The following is a 6,584-nucleotide window of genomic DNA, read 5'->3' as shown; positions in this document are numbered from 1 at the left end:
GAGGTAACTGGCCTGCTCAATTTGAAACCAGTTCATCTGGCGAGGCGGCGTGATATCAAAGGAAATTTCGAGCTTTCCGAACGTCCAGTAATCTGGATCGACATGCTCAGGCATGCCGAGCACTTCGATAATCTCGGCCATTGTCATGTCGGGGGAGATCGGCCCCAAGCTGCCGGTCTTCAAAAAGTCACGGAAAGACAGGAGTTGTTTTTTCATCAGGGCCACGAGGTTTTCGGTTTCAAGGTCAGCTGTAGCTGTTTTGCTGCCCAAATAGTCGGATTTCAGCGGCTTAGCCTTTCATTTTGCACAATCGTCGGGACAATGCCCCCGAACTTGCCTTGGAGGATTCGCGAATGCGCGCCAGAAGACTGCCCCTTGTTCTGCTTTTCGCCATCATGGCGTTTGCGGCCGCACCGGTGGTCAGGCAGGCATTGGCCGAGGAGACGAAGACCGATCCCGGCCTGTCCGATGTGCTGACCGACCTGCTGCATGGCGTGGAAGGCGAAAACGCCACGGCTGGTCCCGACAAGCGCGTACCCTTCGGCCGCGAGGAGGTGCAATTGTCGTTTGCGCCGCTGGTCAAGCAGACAGCCCCGGCCGTGGTCAACGTCTATGCCTCGCAGACGGCCAAGGTCACGTCGCCTTTCGACGGCGATCCGTTCTTCGAGGAATTCTTCGGTCGCTCGCAGCCGCGTGCACAGTCTTCGCTCGGCTCCGGCGTGCTGGTCGATCCGACCGGCGTCGTGGTCACCAATTACCACGTCATCAAGGATGCCGACCGGGTCAAGGTGGCGACCGCTGATGGGCGTGAGTTCGACAGCAAGGTGCTGCTCAAGGACGAGACACTCGACCTCGCCGTGCTCAAGATCACCTCGGACAAGCCGTTTCCGGTTATCGCCATCGGCGATTCCGACGCGCTTGAGGTCGGCGACCTGTTGCTGGCCATCGGCAACCCCTTCGGCGTCGGCCAGACCACCACCAGCGGCATCGTCTCGGCACTGGCCCGCAGCCATATCGGCGTCTCCGATTCCAGCTTCTTCATCCAGACCGACGCCGCCATCAATCCTGGCAATTCCGGCGGCGCGCTGATCAACATGGGCGGCCAGCTGGTCGGCATCAACACCGCCATCTACAGCCGCAGCGGCGGTTCGATCGGCATCGGCTTCGCCATTCCCTCGAATATGGTCCGCGCTTTTGCCGACGCGGCCAAGGCCGGGCTCGACTTCTTCGAACGGCCCTATATCGGCGCCGAGTTCGAATCGGTGACGCCGCAGATCGCCGAATCGCTCGGCATGGAGAAGCCGACCGGTGCGCTGGTCTCGTCGGTCGAGGCGACCGGTCCGGCCGGCAAGGCAGGACTCAAGCCCGGCGACGTGGTGCTGCAACTCAATGGCAAGCCGGTCGAGAGCATCGAAGCGCTGGACTACCGGATGGCGACGCTGTCGATCGGCACCACCGCCAATTTCGCGGTTTTGACCAAGGGCCAGCAGGCGGCGATGGATATTGCGCTGGAGCGTGCTCCGGAAGGCATGAAAGCTGCCGAGGTGACGCTGCATGGCCGCAGCCCGTTTTCGGGCGCCAAGGTCGCGGAGCTGTCGCCCCGGCTCGCGCAGCGGCTTGGCCTGCGCACGGACATCAAGGGCGTCACCGTGGTCGACATCAACCGTGATTCTCCGGCCGCCGATTTCGGCTTCCAGCCGGGCGACATCGTGCGCGAGGTGAACGGCACCACCATCGATACCGCGGCGACCCTGGAGTTGGCGGCCAGGACGGATACGCGCTGGTGGCGCTTTACCGTCGAGCGTGGCGGGCAGATAATGCGTCAGGTGTTGCGTTATTAGGGCTGGGTTCCGTGCATTCGGGCTCATGCTCCAACGAAAAAGAAGTGCATGGCCGATCTGTTCAGCGTCGATGAACCGGAAAAGACCCCGCCTGGGCGGCCGCTGGCCGACAGGCTGCGGCCGAGAAACCTTGGCGAGGTCGTCGGCCAGGAGCATCTGACCGGCCCTGACGGCGCGCTGACCCGGTTGATCGGTTCCGGCTCGCTCGGCTCGATGATCTTCTGGGGGCCGCCCGGCACCGGCAAGACCACCGTGGCGCGCCTGCTTGCCGGCGAAACCAGCCTGGCCTTCGAGCAGATATCGGCTGTCTTTTCCGGCGTCGCCGACCTGAAAAAGGTGTTCGAAGCGGCCAAATTGCGCCGCACCAATGGCCGCCAGACCTTGCTGTTCGTCGACGAGATCCATCGCTTCAACCGTGCCCAGCAGGACAGCTTTCTCCCGGTCATGGAGGACGGGACAGTCGTGCTGGTTGGCGCCACGACCGAAAACCCGTCCTTCGAACTGAATGCCGCTTTGTTGTCACGCGCGCGCGTTCTGGTCTTCCATTCGCTTGGCGAGGAGAGCATCTCCAAGCTGATGGTGCGGGCGGAGGAGACCGAGGGCAGGGCGCTGCCGCTCGACGACGAGGCGCGGACCATGCTCATCCGCATGAGCGATGGCGACGGCCGGGCCTCGCTGACGCTCGCGGAAGAAGTCTGGCGGGCAGCCAAACCCGGCGAGGTCTTCGATCCCGAGGGACTGCAGCGCATCGTCCAGCGCCGCGCGCCGATCTACGACAAGGGCCAGGACGGCCATTACAATCTGATCTCGGCGCTGCACAAATCGGTACGCGGTTCAGACCCTGACGCGGCTCTCTACTATCTCGCACGCATGTTCGATGCCGGCGAGGATCCGCTCTATCTAGGCCGCCGGCTGGTGCGCATGGCCATGGAAGACATCGGCCTTGCCGACCCGCAGGCGCTTGTCGTCGCCAATGCCGCCAAGGATGCCTACGACTATCTCGGCTCGCCCGAGGGCGAGCTGGCTTTTGCCGAGGCCACCGTCTATCTCGCCACCGCGCCCAAATCCAACGCCGTCTACAATGCTTTCAAGGCTGCCACGCGGGCCGCGAAGGAACACGGCTCGCTGCTGCCGCCCAAGCACATCCTCAACGCGCCGACAAAGCTGATGAAAGAGGAGGATTACGGCGCCGGCTATCGTTACGACCATGACGAGCCGGATGCCTTTTCGGGGCAGGATTATTTTCCCGAGAAGATGGGCCGCCAGACCTTCTATGATCCGCCCGAGCGCGGCTTCGAGCGCGACATCAGGAAGCGGCTCGACTATTGGGCGAAGCTGCGCAAGGAGCGGGAGTAGCAGGCTTGCGTGAGGCCGTTGGCCAGATCCACCAGGCAGCCAGCCGGCCACGATAGCAGGGCCGTTGTGTGGTAACCCAAAAAACCTTATCAAGGCGCACGACCGGGCGGTGGTCGTTGCCGTGATTTGGGCACTTCATTCGCAACAGGATCGCGCTCCGCGCGTGGAAAAATGACAAAAACCCTTCGCAAGTCCCTTCGCAAATTCGCCATTGCCATCCCGCTTCTCGCCCTTGGCTTCTATTTCATTCCCATCCTGACGACGATCTTCATCATCTGCGGCCTGATCGACGTGCTGCGCAACGACCGCAAGGATCTGTCGCTGTTCTCAGGCTATTTTCTCGGCAACGGCCTGTTCACCTGGCTGCTTTCGCCGTTCAATCTGCTGGTCGACCTCTTGTGCTACAGAAATCCAGGTGTCTGGAAGCTGGAGCAGTTTCCCGCCGACTATCAGCGCGAGGTCAACGAGGTCCTGGACATCTTCAAGGCGCGCAAAGATGAGATCATTGCCGATATCGACGCCAATTTCGGCGCCGGCCGGCGCGGCATGTATGTCTACCAGTGGTACGGTAAGCACAGGATCGACAACGTCGCCGAGTTCAACAAGGACTTCAAGTACATCAAGACCATAGCCGTTTCCGTCTTCAGCAAGCGCGAATCGACGTCTTGGCATTTCGGCCCGCTGCGGCTCAGCCTGCGCATCCTCTACAATCTGATCCCGGTTAAGTCGGAGATTTTCGTCGAGTGCGGCAACGTCAAGAATTATTGGTACGACAATCCGCTGTTCATCTTCGACGACACGCTGCTGCATCGCTCGGTCAACGAGTATGACGGACGCCGCTACTGCGTCTTCATGGACATCATCCGGCCGTCTCCGGTTCCCAGACTGATCGCGGGCATGCTCTCAATCGTCTCGGTCAGCGTCGAGCGCATCAATTCCATGTTCTACAAGAACTGGAAGATGATCGGTTCGACCAAGCCGAAGAATGCCGGCACGACCTGAGCTTTAGAAAACCGGCGCTGCCGGCGGCATTTGGGTGCTCTGCGTGTGAGACTTGGCCATCCTTGTGGCCGCTCATGCGCCGGAACGGCTCCTGGCTGCATGAACGGCGGCCCCGGGCTGACTTTGACAGTTCTGCCTCTTCTCCTTCTGGCGGCTTCAAGTGACGAAGAACAGATCTCTCGGATTTTGGGCAACGACATATGTGTGCACCGCTCTGCTGGGAGTTGCTCTTGCTCTCACCTATGTAGGGCTTGAGCAGCCTGTCTATTACTGGGACTTCGCTGCCTATTTCGACACGTTCAGCCGGCAAGGCACGCTCTTGATTCAGAGCCCTCTCGAGTGGCTCAGCCATTTGAGGACCTCGATCGCCACGGATGACTACAGTGCGGCGATCCTGGTGCCGCTGATGCCGTTTCACATCATTTTTGGCGATTCGAGGTTTTCCTATATCGCCGGAATAGTTGCTGTTTATCTGGTCCCGACCGCTCTTCTCATCGGCAGAATTAGCTATCTGGAGGCGGCGACCGGGACGTCTTCATGCCGAAGCTGGCTCACCGTATGGATTGCGGCCTTTCTCTACACGCCGTTCTGGGCGGCGACGCTCCGTGGGTTGCCTGACATTGCCGGCTGTCTCGCGCTTTGCGCGGCAACCTATTTTCTCTGGAAATCGAGGTTCCTGACCCATGAACCGGTGATCAGCGGAATACGTGTCGGCGTATGCCTGTGGTTGGCGTTCGTGCTGCGCCGCTGGCACGCCTATCCTGTCATCGGGCTCGGAATTTCCGCAGCCTTCTTCTGTTTTCTGCAGGTTGCCAAAGATCGGGACTTTCCGGCACTCCGCAATGCCGCCGTCGGAGGCCTGTGTGCGATCCTCGTGGTTGTCGGAGCCGCGCTGACCTTCCAGCAACCCTTGATCTTCAAGATACTGGGAACCAGCTATGGCGATCTTTACAGCGGATACAAGACGGACTTCGTTTCGCAGATTGTCCAGGTGGGATCCCGGCTCAGCTATGTGAACTGGCTGTTGATCGTATTTGGCCTTTACATCTCCATTATACGCCAAAACAGATTTTCCCTGTTCTGTGCCGTTGCTTCGGCACTCACCTTCGTCCTCTTCACCCGCATGCAGGACCCGGATCGCCATCATTCGGTGCCGGTATTTCTTTGGCTCTTTCCTACCTACGCCCAGGCAATCGTTGCGATCGTTTCGATGCCGGCACTGAGATCGCGATGGTCGAACGCCGCGATAGCCGTTGCCGCCGGGCTGGCGTTTTTCGGTACTTTTTTCCCGACTGGCCGCCAGGTTCTGTCGCCGATCAGCTACGTCTTTGCCAGGGAAGCCACGCTCCCGCTGCACCTCGACAATCTTCCAGAATACAGGCGCCTTATCGATGACCTTCTTGGAAAGATGGGACCTGGGGACCGGTTGTCGGTGTTTGCATCCAGCGGGATCATGAGCGATTCATTGCTGTATGAAATGGACAAGGACCTTTACCCTCGCATCGAGTGGGCTTGTCAGGTCGATAGTCGCGATCGATTCAGACCGGCGGCGTTGAAGTCCAAATACGTTGTCGTGACCGACCCGCCCGTTATCCATCTGCAGCAGGGCGCGCAGCTCTGTGTCTCGATACCGGACCAATACATCGTCGAGGGCAAAGGCATTGGCGCAGCATACAGGCGCATAGCGGCTTACCAGCTGTCCGGCGACGTCAAGGGCTACCTCTACGAACAGGTGCGCCCTATCGGCAAAACGGAGGTCGATGACCTCTATAACGAGTTCAGGAAAAAATATCCGGGATGGGCAACGCCTGAGTGGTGAGCTCGATCTGCGTGCGGTTGCGCCCGCAACGAGGGATTGACGGGGCAGCCGTGCGGGGGCAGTAAACGGTCATGTTCAATCTGTTTCTCGTCGTCGTCGGTGGCGGCATCGGTGCCGGAATTCGTCACCTTACCAACATCGGCGCGCTGCGTTTTGTCGGCCCCAGCTATCCCTGGGGCACGATGGCCATCAACATCATTGGCTCCTTCGCCATGGGGCTGTTCATCGCCTCCATGATGCGCCGTGGCGGATCGAACGAGGTCAGGCTGTTCGTTGCTACCGGCATTCTCGGCGGCTTCACCACCTTCTCCGCCTTTTCGCTCGATTTCGCGACGCTGTGGGAGCGGGGAGCCACGCTGCCTGCGCTGGCTTATGCCCTTGCCAGCGTCATTGGCGCCATTATCGCCCTGTTTCTGGGACTTTGGCTCGCAAGAAGCCTGCCTTAGTGCTATTGCCGCGCCAAGAACAGGCCGAGCTTCGCTCGGGAAACGGATAAGCGACAAAAAACATGGCAGGCGTTGAACAGATCACGGTGGAGGCCGGCGAGGCGGGCATGGGGCTCGACC

At 60.2% G+C, this 6,584-nt stretch carries 6 protein-coding genes; 5 read left to right on the top strand and 1 reads right to left on the bottom strand.

What is annotated here, in order from left to right; genetic code table 11:
* Positions 1-270: hypothetical protein (locus EN939_RS16100; RefSeq protein ID WP_164751019.1), on the bottom strand; the 270-nt coding region annotated here is incomplete at its 3' end.
* A gap of 83 nt (positions 271-353) precedes the next feature.
* On the opposite strand from EN939_RS16100, the gene EN939_RS16095 reads away from it, so the two are divergent.
* The 5 genes from EN939_RS16095 to crcB all read left to right on the top strand — a co-directional run bounded on the left by EN939_RS16095 (position 354) and on the right by crcB (position 6,464).
* Positions 354-1,841 carry a DegQ family serine endoprotease gene (locus tag EN939_RS16095; protein WP_127268775.1) on the top strand — a complete coding sequence of 496 codons (1,488 nt, stop codon included), beginning with the start codon at positions 354-356 and terminating at the stop codon, positions 1,839-1,841.
* A gap of 48 nt (positions 1,842-1,889) precedes the next feature.
* Positions 1,890-3,197, top strand: a complete 1,308-nt coding sequence (locus EN939_RS16090; RefSeq protein WP_127268774.1) for a replication-associated recombination protein A — start codon at positions 1,890-1,892, stop codon at positions 3,195-3,197.
* A gap of 171 nt (positions 3,198-3,368) precedes the next feature.
* Positions 3,369-4,199 carry an aspartyl/asparaginyl beta-hydroxylase domain-containing protein gene (locus tag EN939_RS16085; protein ID WP_127268773.1) on the top strand — a complete coding sequence of 277 codons (831 nt, stop codon included), beginning with the start codon at positions 3,369-3,371 and terminating at the stop codon, positions 4,197-4,199.
* Positions 4,200-4,359: 160 nt separating this feature from the next.
* Positions 4,360-6,018 carry a hypothetical protein gene (locus EN939_RS16080; RefSeq protein WP_127268772.1) on the top strand — a complete coding sequence of 553 codons (1,659 nt, stop codon included), beginning with the start codon at positions 4,360-4,362 and terminating at the stop codon, positions 6,016-6,018.
* Positions 6,019-6,089: 71 nt separating this feature from the next.
* Complete coding sequence (gene crcB / locus EN939_RS16075) at positions 6,090-6,464, top strand: fluoride efflux transporter CrcB (protein WP_127268771.1); 375 nt, start codon at positions 6,090-6,092, stop codon at positions 6,462-6,464.
* The last annotated feature ends 120 nt before the right edge of the window (positions 6,465-6,584 follow it).

This window comes from Mesorhizobium sp. M7A.F.Ca.CA.002.05.1.1, from assembly GCF_003998335.1.
Taxonomy (GTDB): Bacteria; Pseudomonadota; Alphaproteobacteria; order Rhizobiales; family Rhizobiaceae; genus Mesorhizobium.
The sequence above is the reverse complement of the archived record's forward strand: the minus strand, read 5'-3'. Positions and strand labels throughout refer to the sequence as shown.

Excerpts from the sequence above, each read along its gene's own strand:
- EN939_RS16095 (WP_127268775.1), top strand. The coding sequence starts at position 354 with ATGCGCGCCAGAAGACTGCCCCTTGTTCTGCTTTTCGCCATCATGGCG.
- EN939_RS16090 (WP_127268774.1), top strand. The coding sequence starts at position 1,890 with ATGGCCGATCTGTTCAGCGTCGATGAACCGGAAAAGACCCCGCCTGGG.
- crcB (WP_127268771.1), top strand. The coding sequence starts at position 6,090 with ATGTTCAATCTGTTTCTCGTCGTCGTCGGTGGCGGCATCGGTGCCGGA.
- EN939_RS16085 (WP_127268773.1), top strand. The coding sequence starts at position 3,369 with ATGACAAAAACCCTTCGCAAGTCCCTTCGCAAATTCGCCATTGCCATC.